The 20,597-nt window shown below is 37.8% G+C and carries 19 protein-coding genes; 2 read left to right on the top strand and 17 right to left on the bottom strand.

Going from position 1 to position 20,597, the window contains the following annotated elements; translation table 11 throughout:
* Positions 1-67 precede the first annotated feature (67 nt).
* The 7 genes from H9635_RS07285 to H9635_RS07255 form a co-directional block, all read right to left on the bottom strand.
* Positions 68-598, bottom strand: a complete 531-nt coding sequence (locus H9635_RS07285) for an acyltransferase (protein WP_191699519.1) — start codon at positions 596-598, stop codon at positions 68-70.
* Positions 595-1,242 (bottom strand): pyrophosphatase PpaX, encoded by a 648-nt coding sequence (gene ppaX / locus H9635_RS07280; protein WP_191699518.1) that lies wholly within the window; start codon positions 1,240-1,242, stop codon positions 595-597. The genes H9635_RS07285 and ppaX overlap by 4 nt, the downstream gene beginning before the upstream one ends.
* 309 nt (positions 1,243-1,551) lie before the next feature.
* The gene (lgt, locus tag H9635_RS07275; RefSeq protein ID WP_191699517.1) at positions 1,552-2,430 is read right to left on the bottom strand and encodes a prolipoprotein diacylglyceryl transferase; all 879 of its coding nucleotides are present in this window, start codon (positions 2,428-2,430) and stop codon (positions 1,552-1,554) included.
* 31 nt (positions 2,431-2,461) lie between these two features.
* Positions 2,462-3,400 carry an HPr(Ser) kinase/phosphatase gene (gene hprK / locus H9635_RS07270; protein ID WP_191699516.1) on the bottom strand — a complete coding sequence of 313 codons (939 nt, stop codon included), beginning with the start codon at positions 3,398-3,400 and terminating at the stop codon, positions 2,462-2,464.
* Between the two features lie 155 nt (positions 3,401-3,555).
* Positions 3,556-3,867 carry a cytochrome c551 gene (gene cccB, locus H9635_RS07265; protein WP_191699515.1) on the bottom strand — a complete coding sequence of 104 codons (312 nt, stop codon included), beginning with the start codon at positions 3,865-3,867 and terminating at the stop codon, positions 3,556-3,558.
* Positions 3,868-3,917: 50 nt separating this feature from the next.
* The gene (locus H9635_RS07260) at positions 3,918-4,772 is read right to left on the bottom strand and encodes a YitT family protein (RefSeq protein WP_191699514.1); all 855 of its coding nucleotides are present in this window, start codon (positions 4,770-4,772) and stop codon (positions 3,918-3,920) included.
* A gap of 100 nt (positions 4,773-4,872) precedes the next feature.
* Entirely contained in the window at positions 4,873-6,111 is a 1,239-nt protein-coding gene (locus H9635_RS07255; protein WP_191699513.1) for an EAL and HDOD domain-containing protein, read from the bottom strand.
* Between the two features lie 114 nt (positions 6,112-6,225).
* On the opposite strand from H9635_RS07255, the gene H9635_RS07250 reads away from it, so the two are divergent.
* Entirely contained in the window at positions 6,226-7,002 is a 777-nt protein-coding gene (locus H9635_RS07250) for an enoyl-CoA hydratase-related protein (protein ID WP_191699512.1), read from the top strand.
* A 43-nt stretch (positions 7,003-7,045) separates the two neighbouring features.
* Here the strand turns inward: H9635_RS07250 and H9635_RS07245 are convergent, their stop codons facing one another.
* The 8 genes from H9635_RS07245 to H9635_RS07210 all read right to left on the bottom strand — a co-directional run bounded on the left by H9635_RS07245 (position 7,046) and on the right by H9635_RS07210 (position 17,203).
* Entirely contained in the window at positions 7,046-9,019 is a 1,974-nt protein-coding gene (locus H9635_RS07245) for an alpha/beta hydrolase family protein (RefSeq protein WP_191699511.1), read from the bottom strand.
* Between the two features lie 466 nt (positions 9,020-9,485).
* Positions 9,486-11,036 carry a fatty acid--CoA ligase family protein gene (locus tag H9635_RS07240; RefSeq protein WP_191699510.1) on the bottom strand — a complete coding sequence of 517 codons (1,551 nt, stop codon included), beginning with the start codon at positions 11,034-11,036 and terminating at the stop codon, positions 9,486-9,488.
* Between the two features lie 137 nt (positions 11,037-11,173).
* Positions 11,174-13,108, bottom strand: coding sequence for an FtsX-like permease family protein (locus H9635_RS07235; protein ID WP_191699509.1), 1,935 nt, complete (start codon positions 13,106-13,108; stop codon positions 11,174-11,176).
* The gene (locus tag H9635_RS07230) at positions 13,080-13,853 is read right to left on the bottom strand and encodes an ABC transporter ATP-binding protein (RefSeq protein WP_191699508.1); all 774 of its coding nucleotides are present in this window, start codon (positions 13,851-13,853) and stop codon (positions 13,080-13,082) included. Before H9635_RS07230 ends, H9635_RS07235 begins: the two co-directional genes overlap by 29 nt.
* A gap of 11 nt (positions 13,854-13,864) precedes the next feature.
* Positions 13,865-14,287 carry a hypothetical protein gene (locus H9635_RS07225; RefSeq protein WP_191699507.1) on the bottom strand — a complete coding sequence of 141 codons (423 nt, stop codon included), beginning with the start codon at positions 14,285-14,287 and terminating at the stop codon, positions 13,865-13,867.
* Positions 14,288-14,297: 10 nt separating this feature from the next.
* On the bottom strand, positions 14,298-15,281 hold the full coding sequence (locus H9635_RS07220; RefSeq protein WP_191699506.1) for a sensor histidine kinase: 984 nt from the start codon (positions 15,279-15,281) through the stop codon (positions 14,298-14,300).
* Positions 15,281-15,985: a response regulator transcription factor gene (locus H9635_RS07215; protein WP_191699505.1), complete on the bottom strand. Its 705-nt coding sequence runs from the start codon at positions 15,983-15,985 to the stop codon at positions 15,281-15,283. The genes H9635_RS07220 and H9635_RS07215 overlap by 1 nt, the downstream gene beginning before the upstream one ends.
* A gap of 225 nt (positions 15,986-16,210) precedes the next feature.
* On the bottom strand, positions 16,211-17,203 hold the full coding sequence (locus H9635_RS07210) for a lipoate--protein ligase (RefSeq protein WP_191699504.1): 993 nt from the start codon (positions 17,201-17,203) through the stop codon (positions 16,211-16,213).
* A 140-nt stretch (positions 17,204-17,343) separates the two neighbouring features.
* On the opposite strand from H9635_RS07210, the gene yhfH reads away from it, so the two are divergent.
* On the top strand, positions 17,344-17,469 hold the full coding sequence (gene yhfH / locus H9635_RS07205; RefSeq protein WP_008406441.1) for a protein YhfH: 126 nt from the start codon (positions 17,344-17,346) through the stop codon (positions 17,467-17,469).
* Between the two features lie 165 nt (positions 17,470-17,634).
* On the opposite strand, the gene H9635_RS07200 is transcribed toward yhfH, so the two are convergent.
* On the bottom strand, positions 17,635-19,821 hold the full coding sequence (locus H9635_RS07200; RefSeq protein ID WP_191699503.1) for a YhgE/Pip family protein: 2,187 nt from the start codon (positions 19,819-19,821) through the stop codon (positions 17,635-17,637).
* Positions 19,822-19,909: 88 nt separating this feature from the next.
* Positions 19,910-20,485: a TetR/AcrR family transcriptional regulator gene (locus H9635_RS07195; protein WP_191699502.1), complete on the bottom strand. Its 576-nt coding sequence runs from the start codon at positions 20,483-20,485 to the stop codon at positions 19,910-19,912.
* Positions 20,486-20,597 lie beyond the last annotated feature (112 nt).

Here is a 20,597-nt window from a genome sequence, read left to right as displayed (position 1 = left end):
GTTTTCATTTGCCGCAAATCTGTCAAAACTAAAAAAGACACCCCGCCGTAGCAAAGTGTCTCCAAATTTAATTTTGCCATACAGGCTGATCGTTCTTTTTTCGTTCCGCCATCTGCTCAGCAGTGAAGATAATGCGCATCGGATTGCCTCCTGCCATTGCGCCAGCTGGGACATCTTTATGAACGAGTGTTGCAGCAGATACGATGGCTCCGTCTCCAATCTTTACACCCGGTAGTATCGTTGAGTTAGCACCAACCATCACATTGCTGCCGATTTCTACATTCCCCAATCGATATTCCTCAATTAAATATTCGTGAGCTAAAATTGTCGTATTAAAGCCGATAATGGAATTATCTCCTACCGAAATACGCTCCGGAAACATCGAATCCGGCATAACCATTAGCGCCAGTGAGGCTTGTTTGCCGATTTTCATTTTCAAAAACGTCCGGTACAGCCAATTTTTCCAAGCCATAACAGGTGTAATACGTCCAATTTGAATTACGATAAAGCACTTCATTACTTTCCAAAACGAAACCGTTTCATATACATTCCACAATGAATTAGCATTTTGTACACGATAGCGTTCGGTTCTCCTCATGAAGACTCCCCTTTCACAATTTCAAGTAAATCTCGCATATGGTGCAGCATATATGTCGGTTCATAAGACATTAAGTAGTCGACACCCTTTGCAGACCAGGCAACACCTGCTGTTCGAACACCGGCATTCTTCCCGCCTTCAATATCATGTGAGTTATCACCAATCATAATTGCTTCACTTCGATTCACGCCAAGCTTTTGCAGCGCCAGAAGAACAGGCTCTGGATGTGGCTTCACATGCTCGACATCATCTAAACCAACTACAGCATCAAATAAGTGCTCTGCTTGTAAAATTTTCATTCCGCGAGCTAAACCTTCTCTGCTCTTCGTAGAAACAATGGCCAATTTAATTCCTAATGCATGCAGCTCTTCCAATGTTTCAACTACTGCTTCATAGCCGGTCACTAACGAATCATGGTTTGCTGCATTCCACTCTCTATATTTCGCAATCATTATTTCTGTTTCACCAGGTGTTAATTCGTCAAAAGTCTGTTTTAATGACGGACCGATGAATTTCAGGCAATCTACTGTCGAATATTGCCCGGGAAATCTTTCGTCAAAAATATACATAAACGTTTGGATAATCAATTCATTTGTATTCAGTAACGTACCATCAAAATCAAATAACAACGCTTTTGTTTTCATAACCATGGCCTCTTTCTTTTAAAAAAAGTCTGGGACAAAACGAAAAATATCTATTTTTTCTTTGAAAAAATAGATATTTTTCTACTTCTGCCAGAATTGATTTCCGTTCCGGGGACGCTTTCCGGGGGCACGGCCTGAGCCTGTAGTCTCAGGCGTCGGTGCTCCTGCGGTTACTCGTCGCAAAATAAATTTTGCTGTTCCCCCAGGAGTCGCCCCTTCACTCCAATCAATTCATATAATATCAATTTCTTCATAAGAGTATTTCCCTTATACAAAGAAATTTCTACTTATGCCCCAGCCTCTGTACTATTATTTCTTTTTATTATTATTTTTCTTTTTATTTGTTGCTGGTTTTGCTGGTTTTTTTTCCTCATCTAAATAATGCACAGCCGGTTTGACATACACTCGGCGGTAAATAATACCGATAATACCAACAGCAATTCCAATAATCGAAACAACTTGCGCAGAACGCAGTAACTCGTCCCCTATATATAAACTATCCGTACGCAATCCTTCGATAAAGAATCGGCCTACTGAATACCATATTAAATAGAAGAAAAACATTTCCCCGCGTCGCCAATTCAATTTACGAGCAAACAGTAAAATTACTAATCCGACAACATTCCATAATGATTCATATAAAAATGTCGGATGGACATATGTACCTTCTTCTCTAATATACATTTGTTCGATAATCCAGTTCGGTATAAATAAACCTTCCAAAAATTCACGCGACACTGGACCACCGTAAGCTTCCTGATTAACGAAGTTGCCCCAGCGACCAATAATTTGCCCGACTAAAATACTCGGTGCAGCAATATCGGCTAATTTCAAAAAGCTCACTTTACGCTTTCTAGTGAATATATAAGCAGTAATAAATGCTCCAATTAAAGCACCGTGAATCGCAATACCACCATTCCAAATTTCAATAATGCGTCCTGGATTTTGGCTATAATAATCCCATTTCATCACAACATAGTACGCACGTGCTGATAAAATTGAAATCGGTATTGCCCAAATGAGTAAATCAGCTATAAATTCTTGGTCGAATCCGCGGCGTACCGACTCCTTTTGAGCTAAAAAGTAAGCAATAACAATACCTAATCCGATTATAATGCCATACCAGTTCACCGGAAATGATCCAAGGTGAAATGCGACCGGATTAATCGCTAGTAAATTTGTACCCATAAAATTCTCCCTTCAACTACCTACTCCATTATTAATAATCATCCATCTCATCATTTACGACAAGCATATCATCTAAACGACGTGAAAACTCCTCTGCTGCATTCACACCCATTTTTTTCAGGCGATAATTCATAGCAGCCACTTCAATAATTACCGATACATTTCGACCCGGTTGAACAGGTACTGTAAGCTTTGTTACATCTGTATCAATAATTTTCATCTTTTCTTCATCTAGACCTAGACGATCATAAAACTTTTCAGGATCCCACGTTTCAAGCTCGATAATTAATGTAATCCTCTTATATGGACGAATAGCACTTGCGCCAAAAAGCGTCATAATATCAATGATACCGATTCCACGTATTTCAAGCAAATGTTCCAATAATGGTGGAGGGCTTCCAACGAGCATATTTTCCCCTTCTTGTCGAATTTCCACGCTATCATCCGCTACTAAACGATGCCCTTTTTTTACTAGCTCAAGCGCTGTCTCACTTTTACCGACACCGCTTTTCCCCATTATTAATACACCAATCCCATAAACATCGACAAGAACACCGTGCACTGCCGTTGTCGGAGCAAGTTTACTTTCCAAAAAGTTTGTTAACCGGCTTGAAAACCATGTTGTCGTTTGATTTGTAACAAATACAGGTACATGATTTTCGTTCGATGCATCGATAAGCTCTTTCGGCACCTGTAAATCACGCGAAATAATAATAGCTGGTGTTTCATCGGAACAGAGGCGCTTCATCCGGCTAATTTTATCTTCTTCAGGCAGCATTTCAAAAAATGATAGCTCTGTTTTCCCTAATAGCTGGACACGATCCGCCGGGTAATGAGTAAAATAACCCGCCATTTCCAAACCTGGCCTTGAAATATCACTAGTCGTTATATAACGTCCAATCCCTTCTTCACCACTAATCAGCTTTAAATTGAATTTTTCCATAACATCTTTCGCAATTACTTGAATCATGAATTTGGTACGCTCCTATCTCCAGACATCTATAAAGTATTTTAACATGACTTATAAATTTCCAATATAAAACGAACTTACTTTTCTTCACGGAACCGCCAAATTAACAGCCCAACAAAAAAACGATGAAGCTCATTTGCCCATCGTTTCGTTTGTTATTTTAAAGTTGCTAAATACTCTGCAGCCGCTTCAGCCTTTTCGCCTTTTACAATCCCAGGAGGCATACGGTCTTTACCGTTTAAAATAATATCTAAAATCTCTTCTTCAGAATATTTTGCTCCTAATTTATCCAATGCCGGAGCACTGCCACCCTGTAATTGACCACCATGACATGTTGCACAGGATTGTTTAACTACTTTTTCACCATCGACTTCTGCTGTTTCGCCGTTTGTTGCCGAATCATCCCCACCACATGCTGCTAAAAATAGTGCTGAACCAAATACTAATGTAAGTAAACCTTTTTTCACTCTAAACCCCTCCAAAACGAATTACTAATACACTGCTAATTATAACAAACTTATACCTTTTTGAAACCTTCTCCGAGCACTTCATACGCATCTGAAACGATAACAAACGCTTCTGGATCAATGGCTTTCAACACTTGTTTCAGCTTTGTGAACTCTGTTTGATAAACGACAACCATCAATACCGGACGTTCCTCACCCGTATAGCCTCCATATGCGGGAAGCCTCGTAATACCACGATTTACTTCTTTATAAATCGCATCGCGCACTTCTGTTTCCTTTCGAGTAATGATATAAACCATTTTCGATTGGCTAAAACCAAGCTGCACAATATCGATCGTTTTTGTTGTTACATAAAGACCAATTAAAGCAAAAAGTCCTTTTTCCAAATCAAAAACAATCGCCGCACTAACAGCGATGACTCCATCAATAAACAATACACTCGTCCCTAAAGTCAGCCCTGTAAATTTTGTTATAATTTGCGCAAGTAAATCTGTTCCACCTGTAGAAGCATTTCCTTTAAATACAAGTCCAATACCTAAGCCGACAACAATCCCACCAAAAATTGAACCTAATAACGGATTTAATGTCCATGCATCCCAGCCTGCCGTTAAAATAACGAAAAAAGGAAGCGCAATCGTACCGATAAATGATTTAATGCCGAATTTCTTCCCAAGTACAAGTACCCCTGCGATAAATAAAGGGATATTAAATGCATATTGTACAATTCCGGCATTCCAGCCGAACATACCATGCAAAATAGTACTTATCCCACTAACCCCGCCAGAAGCAACTTGGTTTGGAAATAAAAATACATTAAAACCAAAGGCAATGACTGCCGCTCCTATAATGACAAATAAATACTCTTTTATACTATCTTTCACTGAATGTTGTGAACTATACGTCATATTAATCCTCGCTTCTTTTGCAAATTCCTTTGAATTATAGCAAATCCAACATGAAATGAGAACTTCATTAAAGTAAAGAGGACGTAGCTAGCTGTACCGGTTATTTCATATTAAGCGTATCATTTACCCACCCTTTTACTTCCTCATACATTGGTAAAATCTCATCGCTCGGAATATTTAATTGATTAGCTAACGGCATTATATTTTCCCAATCTAGCTTACTTAATGCTGTGCTAAATTGAAGGTAAGGCGTCATAACTGTCTGTGATCCAGAAATTGTTTCTAAAATATCGTCTGACAAAGGCAATTGTGTAACAATAATGTTTAAAGGACGCTTCAATAAAGAATCGATTAATGAAAAAAGCCCAACTAAAAAGTACTCTGAGTAATTTTTTTTATAATTTAGGCGAGCACTTATTTCACATGCTTTTGCTCTAAATAACGATGTATACATTAATTCTTTAAACACATCGTTATTAGAATTTATATTCGACTCACGCATCGCTAGCAAGTATACCCATTGACGCAGTTCCAGCAGTCCCAACATTAATATCGCCTGCTTTATCGAACGCACCTTCTTTTTCGTTCGCTTAGAGGATCCGTTAATTAACTTCAATAAACGATATGAAAGTGAAATCTCACGTTCAATATTTTCTGCCAATAAATCAATATTTGTTTCATCATCACGCAATAAAGATATAATTTGAAAATATTGAAAGATATTTGCTGGTATATCATTTGCAGTTAATATTTGAGGCTTTTCAAAGAAATACCCTTGAAATAAAGAGTACCCAGATTGTTTTGCAATTTCGAATTGTTCGCGCGTTTCTACCTTCTCTGCTAAAAGCTTAATATGAGGAAATTTCGATTTAATTAGCCGTTCTGTTACTATTCGCTCGTTTTCCGATGTATGTAAAAAGTCAATTTTAATATAATCAATTTGAGGAAAGAGCTCATCATATACAAGGACCTTTTCATCAATTACAAAATCATCCAGAGCAAGCTTGTAACCTGCACTTTTCAATTGTTTTAGCTGTTGAATCAGTTCAGGAGTAATTGAAACGTCTTCCAATATTTCAATTACTACTTGTTCAGACTCTAAAAAATCTACAGAATCTTGCATAATTAAGTTTTCTGTGAAGTTAATAAATGCTGGTTTGCCATTTGCCACTTCTTTAATACCTATGGAAAGAAATGAATTGATTAATAATTCGATTGTTGCTGTATCCGAATCAATATTCGGAAACTGATTAACGTAATTGTTTCGATACAATAATTCATATGCGATGATTTCTTCATATTTATTAAATATTGGCTGTCTTCCGATAAAAACTTCCAAGTTAACCCTTCCCTACTTCTAGTATATTTTCACTATTAATGTAATTTGTTGTAATTTTAACTATTTACAATGTACTATAAAACTAGAGTAACAAAATATCAGGAGGTAGTAAATGTGAATACTGTAAAATACGACCAAAAAGATTTTACCGCATACGTAACCCTTAATCGTCCGGATATGTTAAATGCCTTTAATTATGAAATGCTTGAACAATTAAGAAGTGTCATCGAATCCATTCAAATTCATCCTGACATTCGCCTTGTCGTGATTACAGGAGCAGGTGATAAAGCATTTTCTGTTGGTGCTGACTTAAAAGAACGCAAAACACTCCCTGACACACTGGTAAAGCGAAATTTAAATCGCTTTGGTGAAGTATTTACACTTATTGAACAATTACCACAGCCGACAATTTGCGTTTTAAATGGATATGCTTTCGGTGGCGGGCTTGAGTTGGCACTTGCTTGTGACTTCCGCATCGCTGCTGACCAAATTTCACTCGGCTTAACGGAAACAGGCTTAGGGATTATTCCAGGTGCAGGCGGAACACAGAGACTGCCTCGTTTAATCGGTGAAGCAAAAGCGCTAGAGCTTATTTTAACGGCTAAACGGCTGACTGCAGCAGAAGCGCTTCAATACGGTGTGGTCACAAAAATAGCACCTTTTGAAAATTTACATGAAGTAACTGCTGATTTTGCGGCATTAATTTTAAAGAATGCACCGATTGCTCTACAGCAGGCTAAATTTGCCGTGAAGCAAGGAATGAAGACAGACATTCAAACTGGTTTGCAAATAGAACGAAAAGCTTATGAACTGACAATTCCTACAGAAGACCGAATTGAAGCACTAAACGCCTTTGCAGAAAAAAGACCCCCACAGTTTAAAGGGAAATAAACAAAAAAACAGGGCGCCCAATATGGGATACCCTGTTTACTTTTTATAAATATTTCTCAAACCAACCTGTAATTTGCTCCAATCGTTCTAGTCGTAAATTTGGAATCCCTGTTCGTGATAAGTTATGATCACATTCCGGGAAGCGGACGAATCCAACTTCTTTCCCCATACGCTTCAACGTAATATACAACTGTTCTGCTTGCTCAATTGGACAGCGGAAATCGCGTTCACTGTGTAAAATAAGTAACGGTGTCTCAACATTTGCTGCATACTTTAACGGCGAATGATGCCATAGCTTCTCAACGTCATTCATATCCGCAAGCATTTGCCATTCTGAGAAGTAATAGCCGATATCCGATACCCCGTAGAAGCTTATCCAGTTTGAAATCGAACGCTGTGTAACAGCTGCTTTAAAGCGATTCGTATGTCCTACAACCCAGTTCGTCATAAATCCACCGTAACTACCACCAGTAATACCTAAACGTGACTCGTCAATCCATGCATAATGTTGCAATACATAGTCAACACCAGCCATAATATCCTCATAGTCACCTTCACCATATTTACCGCGCACACCATCTACAAATTCCTGGCTATAACCATGACTGCCACGAGGATTCACATATAATACGCCGTATCCTTTTGCCGCTAATAACTGCATCTCATGGAAAAATGTATTTGCATACAATGTATGAGGTCCACCATGCACTTCCACAATGAAAGGATATTTCTCGCCTTCTGTATATTGAGCAGGCTTCATTATCCACCCATGTACAGTGATACCATCTTTTGCAGTATACGAAATCGCTTCCGGTGTTGAAAGTGTTGTTGATTCTAAAAACTCAGCATTAAATGTTGTCAGTTGTTTACGCTCACCCGTTGTAATATCGAAATCAAATAATTCGCCAGGGAACGTCGGATTCGAAACCGTTATCAATGCACGGTTACCATTTTTGAAAACGGCATATCCATATACATGTTCATTTTCAGGTGATGCAGGATAAATTGCGCCCTCTAATGTAGCATAATATAATCGGATATCTCCCTCAGTAGACACTTGGAAATATAAATCGTTATTTTCCGTCCAAATGACCGTTGGAGCATCAACACCTTGCTGGATATCTGCAACAGCATAATCCCCTACAGGGACGTCCAGCATCTCAGTCAGCTTTTGCGTAGTTTTTGTTTCTGTATCATAAATATACACATGGCCATGTGTCGCGTTTTTATATGTATGGTCCGAGCCGCCAAATGCTATATAACGATCATCAGATGAAAACTCAGCGCCACCATAATAGCCGTCTTCATCAATTAATACTGCTTCTTCTTTCGTCTCAACATCAACTAAAAATAGCGGTGTACGGAATATGTCATCCGTATTTTCAGTACGATTTACTGCAATAACCAATGTTTTTCCATCATGTGAAATCCCTTGTAAACTATGAGAATAATCACCTTCTGTAAAAGCACTCACTTCTTTTGTCGCCAAATCGACCTTCGCAATTTGTGAATAACGTTCCTGAGGTAATAACCCAACACTATCTGCTTTGTATTTCATTTTGTCGACTACATATGCTTTCGGAACTTTTTTCTCTTCTTTTTCTTCCTGCTCTGTAATGCCCAAGCCTTTTTTTACAGTACTCGTAATCCAAAGCTTCTCACCACATGGGCTCCATAAGTATGAATTGACGCCATTTGGAAGTGTCGTTAATTCCTGTGCTTCTCCTCCACGGCTATTTAAAATATACAGCTGCTGTTTTTCATTGCGTTTAACTAAAAACGCAACTTGCTTGCCATCCGGTGACCATTGTGGACTTGAAACTCTTTCATTGCCATATGTCCATTGCGTTGATTCCCCTGTTTCCAAATCAATATGAAACAGATGAGCATTATAGTTATTTTCCTTCTCATTCAATTGAGTGCGTATATATAATGCTTCTTTCTCGTTTGGTGCAAGTATTGGATTCGTAATGGATTGTATTTCAAAAAGACTTTCTTTCGTTACATAGTTTGCCATTATAACACCTCTTAAAATTTATTTCGATTTCCGTAATAACACTTTAACATTTTTTATTTGAAAGTTCAAAATATTATTAGTATAACTTTTTGTTGGGGTAGTGTCATATTATTTCTTCAATTGTCACTACCTCTTTTTGTTGTTTCTAATAAAGTCCGTTGATTTCCATTACGGGCGGACGCTTTCCGCGGGCACGGCCTGAGCCTGTAGTCTCAGGCGTCGTGCTGTTCCCGCAGGAGTCTGCCGCCCTCCATTCCAATCAACTCTTGATTAACCAAGGTGTATCCCTACATTTTTATATACATGATTTAATTAGTAATATCTTTGCTTTATAGTGTTAAAATTAAAGAAACATATAGGCCTTCCTTTTAATACTTTTAAGTGTATTATTAATTCCTTCTACCAATTCTGTAGAACCTTTTCAAATAGCAAAACACCTACCACAAGTGCAGTAGGTGTTTGTATGTTATGCTTTTGCGATTTCTTTTAAAGAGCGTCGCAGAATTTTGCCTGTTGTATTCTTAGGAAGCTCGTCCAAAATTTCAATAACAGACGGCACTTTGTATTTCACGATATGCTTTGCACAGTATGCTCGAATGTCCTCAACTGTAAGAGAAGGATCTTTTAATACAACATATGCATGTACCGCCTCACCAAAATCACGGTCAGGGAAGCCTACAACTGCTGCCTCAACTATTCCTTCATGCGAGAACAATACTTCCTCAACTTCACGAGGATACACATTGTAACCGCCTACAATTATTAAGTCCTTTTTACGATCTACGATATAGAAATAACCTTCCTCATCTCTACTCGCTAAATCCCCTGTATATAACCAGCCATCACGAATCGCAACAGCCGTTTCTTCTGGCATTTTATAGTAGCCCTTCATTACGTTTGGTCCACGGACGATCAGTTCCCCGACTTCACCGACTCCTACTTCATCGCCATTTTCATCAACAATTTTATTTTCAACATTCACAATCGACTGCCCGATTGAACCCGGTTTACGTTCGCGATCAATAGGATTAAAGCATGTTACCGGTGAAGCTTCTGATAAACCGTAGCCTTCAGAAATTCTTACATTAAACTTTTGCTCAAAGTTATGTAGTAATGATACTGGTAATGATGCTCCCCCTGAAATCGTCAATCGAACACTTGAAAATGCCGAAACATCGCCTTGTTCATACTGATACAGGAAATTAAACATTGTCGGCACTCCTGCAAATACAGTTGCCTTATATGTCGAAGCTAGTTCAAAAATTTCTCCTGGACTAAAGCGTGGAGCCAATAAAATTGTCGCTCCCCGCGTTAATGGCGAGTTCACCACAACCGTTAATGCAAATACATGGAATACTGGTAATGTTGCAATAACACGGTCATCCGTCGTCATTTGCAAATAATCCCCAATATCACGCGCATTAGAAAACAGGTTATTATGTGTCAGCATTGCACCTTTTGGATGACCTGTTGTACCGGAAGTATATAAAATAATAGCTGTATCGTCCGGAGCTAAATCTACCGGATCAGTTGTACGAGCCGTTGTAGCCAGTACTTGTGAAAACAGCTTTGTTTTTTCTTTAGCAGCATCCGAAAGTGCCGCATATTTCTCACCGATTTCCGGTGTCGTTTCGCAAATAATATACTGTTCAACTTGTGGTAATCTATGCACCCCTGCTTCCACAAGCGGTAAAAGTAAATCAAGTGCGATAACAACCTTAACGTCACCATTTTTAATAATATAAGAAATTTCATCTGCTGTATAAATTGGATTAATCGGAATTGCAACAGCACCAATACGCATAGAAGCGTAAAGACTGATGATAAAATGCGGTGTATTCCCAAGTAAAAACGCGACATGATCGCCCTTTTGTACACCTAAATCTTCCAAGGCAGCAGCAAATCGCGCAACGGTTTGCTCCAATTCCCCGTATGACGTGCCTTTGCCTAAAAAGTAGTACGCTGTTTTTTCTGGTTGTTCGAAAGCCTGTTGTCTTACCTTTTCAACTAAATTCAATACACCCATCCCCTTTATGCGTAAAATGAAACAATATTCACTTTATTAGCATTATAAAATAAGTATATTAATAAAACAATACCAAACTCTCGTTTATACCGAAATATTGTACTAAAATCATATTTTTTCTATATCTATTATCCTCGGACATGCGATAAATACCGCCATCTTATTAAATAAAAATAGACAACTTGAATAACTCCAAACAATGTAAATGAAAATACAACTTCCTTTACGATCGATAAATTCATCACATCATTTAAAACAGTTTGGACGACATAGAACGCGAAAGCACTATGGATAAAGGCTAAGCCCCATGGTAGGAAAAATTGAATGACTAAATTTCTTGTTATAAGCCGCTTTAGTTCCTTATCACTTAAACCGATTTTTTTGAGCATATCAAACTGCTTTTTCTCCCGGTCCAAGTTTGCATAAATTTTGAAATAAACAAAGCTCCCTGATGCCAATAAAAATACAGCTACTACTAATATACCAATGAGTGTTAACAAGGAATACGTAGCTAATATATAAGAATAATTTAGACCTGCATTTTCAAAATAAAATGGCAGTGTATAATCACTATTTAAAATATAATCTCTGGCAACCATTTGCTGAATGCCAAGACCAATTTGATCAGTTTCAGTCCAGTTAGGAATATCAAAAGTAAATAAGTGATAACCCGGCTCGACAAATGGTGTCATCTCAAAATCATTTACGAGACTCGTAAAATCTTCGTCGCTGATTATAATCGCATTACTGCTAATAATCGCAGATGGGAAAAACACTTTTGGATACACACTATCAATCGTCAGGTGAATATCGTTTTCCTTTAAAACCGTCTCTACAACCGTCTCCTCCAATGTTTCAATCGAATCTTCCGAGTACGGGATGAACATTGCTTCCCCACTCGTTAAACTAACAAGCGGATATTTATAGGAAAACAGTAAATGGTTAATATCGGTTTCCCGAAACACCTCTACCGGATTCGAAGTATAAGTGGATGTTTGACGTACTACAGTAAAACGCGTCATATGATAACTTATTCCGCTATCTTCCAACTCATCTATAATAGAGAGAATATGCTCAGTTTCATATGGATTATCGGTTACTCCTTTATAAATAAGGCCAATCGGGTTGAGCTTATCGTATTGGGAAGTATAGGACGACATTGCAGACAATACGCCTACTGTTAAAAAGGCTAGTGTGGAAACAAGGGTAACGATGAAGAACATCCGAGAATTAACACGTAAAATATGCACTTGCTCGGCTATCGCCAACATGCGTGCCCGCTTCCAATAAAACAGCTTTCGATTCTTCAAACGATCTATAATAAAAAGCGTTGTATCTGTAAAGAAATAATACGTCCCGAAAGTTACAAAGATCGGGATAAGTAGTGTATACGTAAAAATGGATGATTTCGTTGTAATAAGCGCTAAACTGTAGCCACATAAAATAAGTACAATTCCTAAAATCGCATTGCGTTTTGAATAGTTCGTTACAACATCAACAAATTTTGGCCCTCGAATTAAATTCCTAATTTTAATGTCAGGAGTAAACATAATACTGATTGTTGAAATTACAATAAAAGCACTCAAGTAAACAAATAACGTAAGTACAAACGGCTCCCATGATAAATAGAGCGGCAACGCAGTTAAGTTTAAAATTTCACGCACAATCATAAAGAAAAACTTAGAAAATGCATAACCAAAAACAATTCCTGAAATGCAGGAGAATATACCAATTGTCATCGTTTCAATGATAATTAGTTTTCCGAGTTGATTGCGATCCATGCCAAGTTGAAGCAATATCGCAAATTCCTTCGAACGCGCCTCTAAAAAGGCCCGCATCGAATAAAAAATAAAAAACCATGAAAAGAGAACAAGTATAATTTCAGCAATAACCATCCCTGCAATTGATACTTCTCCTAAAAACCCACTTTCTATTTCAGGATGAAACATCAACATGGAATAGATAAAAAAAACAAAAACACTGAAAAAGCTGGCCATAAAAAAAGCAGCGTAGTTTCGAAAATTCCGGAAAACGTTACGGTAGGCGAATTGAAGAAAAGTCACCGACATGTCCCCCTAATAAACTTAATACATTTAAAATTCGTTGGAAAAAAGTTTGGCGTCGGTCATCTTTATAGATTTCATTGAAGAACTCACCATCTTTAATAAAAATAACACGGTCACAATAGCTTGCTGCGATTGGATCATGTGTCACCATTAAAATAGTAGTGTTATTTTCTTGATTCATTTTTCCCAACAGCTCCAAAACTTCTCGTGACGCATTCGAGTCTAAATTCCCTGTCGGTTCATCCGCTAAAACAAGCATCGGTCTATGAATTAATGCCCGAGCAATCGCCGTACGTTGTGCTTGTCCACCGGAAATTTCATTTGGACGCTTTTCTAAAATAGAAGTCAATTCGAGCAGTTCACTTAAATAATGAAGACGCTCTTCCATAACGGCTATCGGCTGTTCATCAAGCGTTAACGGCAATATAATGTTTTCTTCTACCGTTAAAGTCGGAAGCAAATTGAAATCTTGAAATATAAATCCTAGCTGACGTCGACGGAAAAATGCGAGCTCCTCACTATTAAGCTTTTGCGGTTTCATTCCATTGAATATAATCTCTCCGGAAGTAAGTGTATCAATCATGGAAACCATATTTAACAATGTTGTTTTACCACTGCCCGACGGACCCATAATTGCTATAAACTCACCCTTTTCCACCTCAAAACTAAGTTGGTTTAGTGCACGCTTCGTCACTTTTCCCTCATACACTTTCGTTGCTTCCTGTATTTGTAAAATTGGCATAGTAACTCCTTTTAAACGAGTATATTACTTTCGATCACCCAAGGCAGGACAACTTCAAAGCTAATTTCGATAATAGGACCATCCATCACTATAGGAACCTGATCCATTTCATCAGTTAGCGAAAAACAGTGTTCTCCAAGTATGATATCCCATCCATCGACTTCACCCTCTACAATTTCGCCGATAATATGGTATTTTCCCGAATACATAATGGCTGTATTGTCGTTTACTTGATGACTTTCAAGGTGGCTTGGCTTTGAAAGATCTATGCCTAGCTCCCTAGCAAAATCAAGTACTTTATGTTCTAAATGTTTTTCACACGCTTCTACAAAATTGTGGCATTCCTCACTCATACAACGGTAGCTATTAAATTCAAATGCCATTTTTGTTTTTTCTACATCTACCGCTAATTTCCAGTCTCCAATGTGTATCATCGTACGCCCCCTATGATTGAAAAATCACTTCTACCTGTGTACCTTGACCTGTTTCAGAAGTAATCACGAGCTGATGCCCGAGCTTATCGCATATTTCCTTTGCAATATAAAGCCCCATACCAGTAGATTCACCTGTTTTACGACCATTTTCTCCTGTATAAAAGGCTTTCGTAATTCGGGATAAATCAGCTTTCGGTATACCAATTCCTTCATCACGTATGCATAATTGCACCTGGCTTTCCTTCTGCACAACAGTAATATAGATTTTCTTATTTGGTTCAAATGTATATTTCACCGCGTTCGTAATAAATTGTTCAATTAAAAAGCGCAGCCATTTTTCATCACTCATTACAACTATATCCTCGTCAATATTCACTTCCGGAAAAACACGGTTCGTAATAAATAAGCGCTTATTCTCGTTAATGGTATTCATAATAACGGATTTAAGCGGTACTTTCATGATTTGCATATCGTCCGCAAAATTTTCTAATCGTGCATGCATGAGCACCATTTCAAGGCCTCGCTTTAAACGCTCCACTTCCTCTTGGACACTTCTTTTATCAAGCTCCTCATCCTGCTGCAGCAACAGTTCTAAAACTGATACGGGCGTTTTCATCTGATGGACCCATTGATTCATAAATTTATACTGCCGCGATTGGGTCGCATACAATGCCTGTACTTCATGCTGATACAGGCGGTAAAGCTCATGTAAATACTGTTCTGTTACTGCATATTCGGTAGTCTTTGCATTTTTTTGAAGCGCATCTTCCATAGTAATTGGAAGCACCGAAATCTTTGCTAAATATCGGCGTCTTAGCATGTACCTCACAACTAGAAAAGAAAAAATAAGAAGAGTGCTAATAGCAATTGCATAAATGGCGGTGTTGATATTACGAAAGCCATCCAGCCAAAATAAAGATAGTAAAAATAACGTCAGCACAATTTGAAAAATAATATAGGAAAGATGCTCCTTAATGAACAGTTTGATCGCCATTACATTTCCTCCGCACTCAATAAAAAGCGGTAGCCTGCCCCACGTACGGTTTCAATCATTGATTTGATTCCATAGTCCGCTAACTTTTTTCGGACACGTGTCATATTTACATTCAATGTATTTTCATCGACGAATGCTTGATCATCCCATAATTCCTCCAGCAAATGATCGCGCGACACCACTTTTGGTGCTTGTCCCATTAACAATCCTAAAATAATACATTCCTTCTTTTGCAAAGGAATGACCAAATCTCTTAACTGAAGTTCCATCCGTTCCAAATATAACGTGAGCTGACCTTGTACAACCGTTCGCTCCTCCTGTCTAGTGGAATATTCTCCATATGTACGACGTAAATGACTGCGAATTTTAGCAAGTACAATTTCATAGTTGAATGGCTTCGTAATAAAGTCATCCCCACCATTTTCCAATGCAAAAATTTGATCCATTTCTCCAGAACGAGCTGAAATGAACAGTATTGGACATTTCGTAAATTGTCTTAACTTTCTGCACCAATAATATCCATCATAAGAAGGTAAATTTATATCCAATAAAATCAAGTGTGGTGAAAATGCCAAACATTGCTCGACTAATAAATCAAAGTCACTGATAGTTTCCACATCATATTGATATTTCCTTAATGTATCTGCTAATAGTGAAGCTATTTTTGGATCATCCTCGACGATGAAAATTCGATGCTTTTCCATCTGAATGACCTCCTTTTCAATAGGTTATCAAATAATAATACCTAATCATTTTATTAATCCATCGTTTCCGCAGTAGCAGCATATACGCAACTTCTCACCGCATAAAAAGATGGATAAAAAAACTTTCTCATTTACTCTTATTGTATCAAAAAAAGGGAGCTCTCGAAATCAGGAGCACCCTCTTTAAACAATCTCTATTACATTCATGATGCGATACACTGGATGCTAGTAAATTAATTGAAGGAAATCCTCTTCAGAAACTCCTCCAAAGTAAGTTGGAATTTCAATATACTTTAGCTTTTCTGCAATTGCGCCACGTTCGTATTTAGTACCGATCAGTAATTGTGCAACTTCATCCACATCACCTATACCGAAGAAATCACCAAAAATAGTTGCTTCTTCAATAACCCCTTTGTTTACATCTAAACGAATATCTAAGCTACCTGATGGGAAACGCTTTGTTTTTTGAATATTAAAGCGTGGCGATTTACCATAATTCCACTCCCATAACTGATAGCGACTTTCGGAAATTTCATGGATTTTTTTCCAATCTTCTTCCGTAAGCTCATAATATTTAATATTTTCTTCACCGCCGAAAATCGACTTTAAAATTTCCATACGGAACTCTTCAACAGTAATTTTTTCAGGCAGAAAATCGATAATATTTGCCACACGCGAACGCACAGATTTAATCCCTTTAGATTCGATCTTGTCCTGTTTAACTTTCAGTGAATTGACAACAGCATCTATATCCAGATCAAACATTAACGTACCATGACTAAACATCCGGCCGCGAGTTGAATATTGCGCATTACCCGATACTTTCTTACCTTCCGCCAAAATATCATTACGACCTGACAGCTCTGAATTTACGCCTAGTTTTGCAAGTGCATCCACAACTGGTTGAGTAAATTTTTTGTAGTTGCTGAAACTATTCCCATCATCTTTCGTTAAAAAGCTGAAATTTAAATTGTTTAAATCATGATACACAGCGCCACCACCTGAAAGGCGTCGTACAACAATTATTCCATTTTCTTCTACATAGTCTGTATTAATTTCTTCGATTGTGTTTTGGTTTTTCCCAATGATGATTGAAGGCTGATTAATATAAAACAATAAATAATCGTCTTTTTCAATATCCATATTCTTCAATACGTACTCTTCTATTGCTAAGTTAATGCGTGGATCTGTAATCCCTTTGTTATCGATAAAATACATGGGGCTTCTCTCCTTCACAATTTATCCATATTTATTTTAACTTAAATTAGGCCATTTGTGTTGACGAATTAAAACTGTTATAATACAATACATAATATAAACAGAAGTAATATAACAGAACATTAAAGGAGGCATGCACAATGTTAGAAAACGTAGTGGAATTTTTCAAGAATTTACCTGATAAAATTTGCGTTCAATGCGGTGATAAAATCGAAGAACAAAGCGAGTGCTACAGCAACAATTGTGATAAATGTAACTCTCTTTAATTCTATATTCACTGTTTAATTCGCACTATCCCTTCATCTTAGAAAAAGATGAACCTATAATAGCTTACACTTACACAAACCACGAGCCCGCTCAATGCTCGTGGTTTTTTCTATCCATAAAAAAAGCGTGGATTCAGGTTACCCTTGAATCCACGCTTCTTCTCTCTAAGCTTCTGTATGATGTTTTGAATAACGTTTTTTATAAAGTAATGTAAAGTAACTGAATGTAATTGCCAAGCATGAGAACATTACTGTACCTAAAATCGCCCAGTTGAACATCAAGAATGCTGTATCACCCATTGAAATAGCTGCTTTTAGACCTTGCACAGAGAATGTCATCGGTAAAATTTTGTTAAAGAAATGCAATTGTTCTGGTACTAGTTCGATTGGGAACGTACCTGCGCTTGTTGTTAATTGAAGTATTAAAACGACAATTGCAATAAATCGTCCTGGATCGCCAAACAGTGATACTAATAATTGAACCATCGCTAAAAATGTAAAGCTTGTTAAAATCGTCGTAAGAATAAACTGTGGCATACTATTGACCTCAAGACCAAGTCCCCAAACGACAATTGCAATCGTGATGAAGGATTGTATTAATCCAACACCGATTAATACTGTTACTTTACTTGCAAACCAGCTTGCACTGTTTTTCGGTATAATCGCTGGTTCAACAAATGGGAACACGATGGAGATTAATAATGCCCCAACGAATAATCCTAGTGAAATGAAGTATGGTGCAAAACCTGTACCGTAGTTAGGTACATGGTTTACTGATTCTTTTTCAATTTCCACTGGAGAGCCTACCATATTATAAGTTTCTTCAGTCGGGTTGACTTCTGCTTTTTCACTTGCTTCAGTTAACTTTCCAGATAATGTTTTCGTACCGTTCTTTAACTCTTTCGTGCCATCTACTAAAGTAGTCGAACCTTGTGCTAACTCACCTGATTTTTCAGCTAATAAGCTTGTGCCATCACTTAATTTATTCGAACCGTCCACTAATGTGTTTAAACCTTGTGCCAATGAGTTGGCACCTGTAGCGACACTCAATGCACCTTTGTTTAATTCATCCAGTTTCCCTGCAATAGTGGCGTTGCCTTCTGCTAATGAACTAGCGCCTGCAACGAGCTGGGCTGAATTTTGCTGTAATTGTGCAACACCGGCATTGACTTGTTGTTGTCCTGAATTTAATTTACTCGCACCATTACTAATCGCTGCGATTTTATCATCTAGCCCATTTACACCTTCATGTAACTGACCTAAACCACCGCTTACCTCTTTACTACCAGCTTGTAACTGTGCGAGTGCTGTTTTTAAAGCTTCTTGATTTTCTTCTGGCAGCATTGGAAGAATTCCTTCTAATTGGCTTGCTAATTTATCCATCCCACCTGCTACATTAGCTGAACCATCAGCCAATGCTTTAACTTTGTCATCGATATTCGCTGTACCTTGTGTTAATAATGACAGATTTTCAGCTAAGCTCGCTTGACCAGATGTAATGTCCTTTTGTCCGTTTGCTACTTGTGCAACACCATCAGTATAGCTTTCAATCCCTTGTTGCAGAGTATTGGCACCATCAGCTGCAGATTTTGCTCCTACTGACAATTGATTGCTACCGTCAGCAATTTTTGCTACCCCGGCTGATAATTCCTTTGCACCTGCCGCAGCATTTTTGGCACCGGCTGTTAAAGTACCTGTACCATCAGAAAGCTCAACAGTACTTGATGCCAATTGCTCTAAATAGCCTTTCAGCTCATCAGCGCCATCCGCAAGCTTCGCGGCACCTTCATCAAGTTCCCCTGCACCATTTGCAGCCTCGACAAAACCGTCACCAAGTTGTGTAATGGAATCAAATAATTTTTCGGCATATGTTGCGGAAACTTGTGTATTTACTTCCGCTTTAATGCGGTCCATTGCAGTTTCACCAATTTGTGCACCTAAAAAGTTAAAGCCTTCATTTGGAATATAATCGATAACCAATTTTTGTGGTTGATCATCTAATAATGTTGTAGCATGTTCCGAGAAATTTTCCGGAATTTTAATTAAAATATAATATTTTTGATCGAGTAATTTTTGGTCTGCTTCCTTTACATCGACTTCCTCAAACTGGAATTGCTCGCTATCTATCAGCTTATCGACCAATGTTTGACCGAGCTCCATTGTTTCGTCATCCATCATAGCCCCTTTGTCTTCATTGACAATGGCTACTGGCATGCTTTCTAAATTAGCATATGGATCCCAAAATGCCCATAAGAACATTCCGCTGTACATGACCGGAACAAAAAGAACGGCAATAACTGAAATAAGCATTTTCTTTGTTTTGAAAATCTTCAGCCATTCTGCTTTTATCACATTAATTTCCTCCTTCAAAACTATATGACTGAAATCGTCATTTGGTCATTTTATAGTAAAAAGAAACCACTCCACTAGGAAGTGACGATTACTTTTTCTTTGCCAACCCTCGGAAAAGGGTTTCGCTGAATAATGTCAAAATTTCTTGTTCATTGAGTGGCTCATTATGTGTCAACTGCCAATCTACAATAAATGCTAAATACGATTTAAACAACAAAAAGGCCACATGCTCAGGATTACAGTCAATAATCTCATCTTTTGCGATGCCATTTCGAATACGCATCGAAACATATGAAATGATTTCCGATTCTATTTGTAAAAGCATTTGCTGTACTTCCGGAGTGCCTAGCGCTGTTTCCTCTTCTATTAGTTTGGCAAACAGTAAATGTCGCTCGCGGAATTGCAGCATTTTCATTAATGCTGTATGGGCATTTTGCATAAAACTTGCATTGGCATCAATTAGCTTATCTGTTTCGTGCTTCATTTCATTGATTAAATGAAATACCACTTCCTGAAACAACTCTTCTTTATTTTTGAAAAACGTATAAATTGTCCCTTTCCCGACATTAGCAATTTTAGCAACTTGTTCAATCGTTGTTGCTTTATAGCCGAATAAAGTAAAGGACTTAGTCGCAGCCAGTAGAATTTCATGTCGACGATCCATAAATCCACCTCCCTAGAAAAAATGCAATTTTATAATTTTTTTAATTTAAAAATGACCAGAAGACCATATCGGTCACCCAGTCATCATTATACACCGTTCATTTCAATTTGCA

The sequence above is a fragment of the Solibacillus faecavium genome (assembly GCF_014836905.1).
In the GTDB taxonomy this organism is placed as follows: domain Bacteria; phylum Bacillota; class Bacilli; order Bacillales_A; family Planococcaceae; genus Solibacillus; species Solibacillus faecavium.
This window is presented reverse-complemented; position numbering and strand designations above follow the sequence as displayed.

Bases quoted from the DNA above. Each gene is read 5' to 3' on its own strand.
- H9635_RS07285 (WP_191699519.1), bottom strand. From the start codon at position 598: ATGAGGAGAACCGAACGCTATCGTGTACAAAATGCTAATTCATTGTGG.
- ppaX (WP_191699518.1), bottom strand. From the start codon at position 1,242: ATGAAAACAAAAGCGTTGTTATTTGATTTTGATGGTACGTTACTGAAT.
- lgt (WP_191699517.1), bottom strand. From the start codon at position 2,430: ATGGGTACAAATTTACTAGCGATTAATCCGGTCGCATTTCACCTTGGA.
- hprK (WP_191699516.1), bottom strand. From the start codon at position 3,400: ATGATTCAAGTAATTGCGAAAGATGTTATGGAAAAATTCAATTTAAAG.
- H9635_RS07260 (WP_191699514.1), bottom strand. From the start codon at position 4,772: ATGACGTATAGTTCACAACATTCAGTGAAAGATAGTATAAAAGAGTAT.
- H9635_RS07245 (WP_191699511.1), bottom strand. From the start codon at position 9,019: ATGGCAAACTATGTAACGAAAGAAAGTCTTTTTGAAATACAATCCATT.
- H9635_RS07230 (WP_191699508.1), bottom strand. From the start codon at position 13,853: ATGCCAATTTTACAAATACAGGAAGCAACGAAAGTGTATGAGGGAAAA.
- H9635_RS07225 (WP_191699507.1), bottom strand. From the start codon at position 14,287: ATGATACACATTGGAGACTGGAAATTAGCGGTAGATGTAGAAAAAACA.
- H9635_RS07220 (WP_191699506.1), bottom strand. From the start codon at position 15,281: ATGGCGATCAAACTGTTCATTAAGGAGCATCTTTCCTATATTATTTTT.
- H9635_RS07215 (WP_191699505.1), bottom strand. From the start codon at position 15,985: ATGGAAAAGCATCGAATTTTCATCGTCGAGGATGATCCAAAAATAGCT.
- H9635_RS07210 (WP_191699504.1), bottom strand. From the start codon at position 17,203: ATGTATTTTATCGATAACAAAGGGATTACAGATCCACGCATTAACTTA.
- yhfH (WP_008406441.1), top strand. From the start codon at position 17,344: ATGTTAGAAAACGTAGTGGAATTTTTCAAGAATTTACCTGATAAAATT.
- H9635_RS07195 (WP_191699502.1), bottom strand. From the start codon at position 20,485: ATGGATCGTCGACATGAAATTCTACTGGCTGCGACTAAGTCCTTTACT.